The organism is Mesorhizobium sp. M7A.F.Ca.AU.002.02.1.1 (assembly GCF_003998535.1).
Taxonomy (GTDB): Bacteria; Pseudomonadota; Alphaproteobacteria; order Rhizobiales; family Rhizobiaceae; genus Mesorhizobium; species Mesorhizobium ciceri.
Window position 1 is genome coordinate 1 of record NZ_RZPB01000695.1, and the last position, 3,167, is coordinate 3,167.

At 62.2% G+C, this 3,167-nt stretch carries 3 protein-coding genes and 1 pseudogene; all 4 read left to right on the forward strand.

The annotated features are described in order from the left end of the window. Positions 1 to 242: pseudogene (locus EN879_RS29570) on the forward strand (carbohydrate ABC transporter permease); the annotation flags it as partial. Positions 243 to 247: 5 nt separating this feature from the next. Next, the gene (gene ugpC / locus EN879_RS29575) at positions 248 to 1,345 is read left to right on the forward strand and encodes a sn-glycerol-3-phosphate ABC transporter ATP-binding protein UgpC (protein WP_027161308.1); all 1,098 of its coding nucleotides are present in this window, start codon (positions 248 to 250) and stop codon (positions 1,343 to 1,345) included. 53 nt (positions 1,346 to 1,398) lie between these two features. After that, positions 1,399 to 2,145: a sugar phosphate isomerase/epimerase gene (locus tag EN879_RS29580; RefSeq protein ID WP_127274433.1), complete on the forward strand. Its 747-nt coding sequence runs from the start codon at positions 1,399 to 1,401 to the stop codon at positions 2,143 to 2,145. Between the two features lie 11 nt (positions 2,146 to 2,156). Beyond that, positions 2,157 to 3,167: Gfo/Idh/MocA family oxidoreductase (locus EN879_RS29585; RefSeq protein ID WP_164774657.1), on the forward strand; the 1,011-nt coding region annotated here is incomplete at its 3' end.

Genomic DNA, 3,167 nt, shown 5'->3' on the forward strand with positions numbered 1-3,167 from the left:
CCATCATCCTGCAGGTGACCGGCATCTGGAACGACTTCCTGTTCGGCGTCGTCTACACCCGCCCCGACACCTATCCGATGACGGTGCAGCTCAACAACATCGTCAATTCGGTGCAAGGCGTGAAGGAGTACAACGTCAATATGGCCGCAACCATCCTGACCGGGCTTGTGCCGCTCATCGTCTACTTCATCTCCGGCAAGCTTTTCGTACGTGGCATCGCCGCCGGCGCGGTGAAGGGGTGATGGCGATGACGGCAGCCAACGATACCAGCGTTTCGATCCAGGACCTGTCGCTGAATTTCGGCGCGGTGACCGTCCTGGAGACGCTCAATCTGGATGTCGCCGATGGCGAGTTCATCGTGCTGCTCGGGCCGTCCGGCTGCGGCAAGTCGACCTTGCTCAACTGCATTGCCGGCCTGCTCGACGTTTCCGAAGGCCGCATCTTCATCAAGGGCAAGAACGTCACCTGGGAAGAGCCCAAGGACCGCGGCATTGGCATGGTGTTCCAGTCCTATGCGCTCTATCCGCAAATGACGGTGGAGAAGAACCTGTCCTTCGGGCTGCGTGTCGCCGGCACGCCAAAAGAAGAGATCGCCAAGCGGATCACGCGGGCGGCTGAAATCCTGCAGATCGAACCGCTGCTGCAGCGTAAGCCGGCCGCACTTTCCGGCGGCCAGCGCCAGCGCGTCGCCATCGGACGGGCGCTGGTGCGCGATGTCGACGTGTTCCTGTTCGACGAGCCGCTGTCCAATCTCGACGCCAAGCTGCGCGCCGAACTGCGCGTCGAGATCAAGCTGCTGCATCGCAAGCTGCAGAACACCATGATCTACGTCACCCACGACCAGATCGAGGCGATGACGCTGGCCGACCGCATCGCGGTGATGAAGGGCGGCGTCATCCAGCAACTCGATGCGCCGCAGACCATCTACAACCGTCCGGTCAACCGCTTCGTCGCCGGCTTTCTCGGTTCGCCCGCAATGAACTTCGTCGATGGCCACCTGGAAGACGCCGACGGCGGCTGGCGGTTCGCGGCCGGGGATATCAAGATCCCGCTCGGCACTTACGACTTTGCCAAGCCTCCGGCTCCCGGCCCCGTCACATTCGGTATCAGGCCCGAGCATGTCAGCCTGAACAGCGGCACCGGCTGGCCGTTCTCGATGGCCGCCAATGTCGAGGTGGTCGAACCCATGGGCTCCGACACGCTGGTCTGGCTGAAGCTTGCCCAGCAGAATTTCAGCGTCCGAGTGACCTCGGAACGCACGCCCAAGAACGACGAGGCGGTGACGCTTGGATTCGATCCGATGCGCGCCTCGCTTTTCGACACCGCAACCGGCACACGCATCTAGCTTCCGAGAACCAACCTTCCAACGACGATCCCCAAGCAAAACGGACAGAGACGATGAATTGGTCATTCCAACTTTACAGCGCCCGCAATTTCCAACCCTGGGACGGTGTGCTCGCCATGCTCGGCAAGCTCGGCTACGCCCAGGTCGAAGGTTTCGGCGGCGTCTATGATGATCCCCAGGCATTCCGCGCCGAGCTCGACAGGAACGGGCTTGCCATGCCGACTGGGCATTTCTCGATCGACGCGCTCGAGAACGATTTTGACGGCGTGCGCAGAACCGCCGACGCACTCGGTATCACGCTGCTCATCTGTCCTTTCCTGATGCCCGACCAGCGGCCATCCGACGTGGCCGGCTGGCGTGGTTTCGGCGAACGCCTGGCCAAGGTCGGTGATGCCGCGAAAAAGGCCGGCTACGGCTTTGCCTGGCACAATCATGATTTCGAGTTCAAGAAACTTGCCGACGGATCGGTGCCGCAGGACCACATCCTGTCATCCGCGCCCGATGTCAGCTGGGAGATGGACGTTGCCTGGGTGGTGCGCGGCGGCGATGATCCGCTGCCGTGGATCGAGAAACACGGCAAGCGCATCAGCGCCGTCCACGTCAAGGACATGGCCAAGCCCGGCGAGGGGCTGGATGAGGATGGCTGGTCGGATGTCGGCCATGGCACCATCGACTGGGCCGCCCTGATCAAGGTGTTGCGTGCCAGGAGTGCTGCCCAATACTACGTCATGGAACAGGACACCCCCAACGACATCGAGCTTTTCGCCCGCCGCTCCATCGCAGCCGCCAAAACCTATTAGGAGCAACCAGCATGGCAAAGAAACTTGGCATCGGCGTGATCGGCTGCGGCAACATCTCGAAGGCGTATTTTTCGCTGGCGCCGCTGTTCCGCGGCATTGAAATGCGTGCCTGCGCCGACATCAACATGGAGGCGGCCAAGGCTCGGGCGAAGGAGTTCAAGCTGCGCGCCGACACCGTCGAAGACCTGCTCAAGGCCGACGACATCGACATCATCGTCAACCTGACCATCCCGGCGGTGCACTATGAGGTGTCAAAGCAGATCCTCGACGCCGGCAAGCACGTCTATTCGGAAAAGCCGTTCGTGCTGTCGGTCAAGGAAGGGCTCGACCTTAAGAAGCGGGCGGAGAAAAAGGGTCTGCGCATCGGCTCGGCGCCAGACACTTTCCTCGGCGGCGCGCACCAGCTGGTACGCAACCTGATCGACACCGGCAAGCTTGGCAAGGTCACGAGTGGCACGTGCCATGTCATGGGCCACGGCATGGAGCACTGGCACCCCAATCCGGATTTCTTCTTCCAGCCAGGCGCGGGGCCGGTGCTCGACATCGGACCATATTACATCACCAATCTGATCCAGCTGATCGGGCCGGTGAAGCAGGTCGCGGCCTTCGCGACGACGCCGGCCAAGGAGCGCACGATCAGTTCAAAGCCGCGCGCGGGTGAAAAGATACCGGTCAACACGCCGACAACCATCCACGGGCTGCTGGAGTTCGAGAACGGCGCCGTTATCACGCTCAACACCAGCTGGGACGTCTGGGCCCACGGCCACGCGCCGATGGAGCTTTATGGCGAGGCGGGTACGGTGTTTGTGCCGGACCCGAACTTCTTCGGTGGTGACGTTCGCTTCACCGTCGCGGCCAAGCCGGTCAAGAAGCTGCCGAACTGGCCGCATCCGTTCGGCGTGCCCAACGAGATGCATTCGCAAGGCATGATGGCCAACTACCGCACGTCAGGCCTTGCCGATATGGCGGTGGCGATCGCGGAAGGTCGGCCGCACCGCTGTTCGATGGAGCTGGCGCTGCAC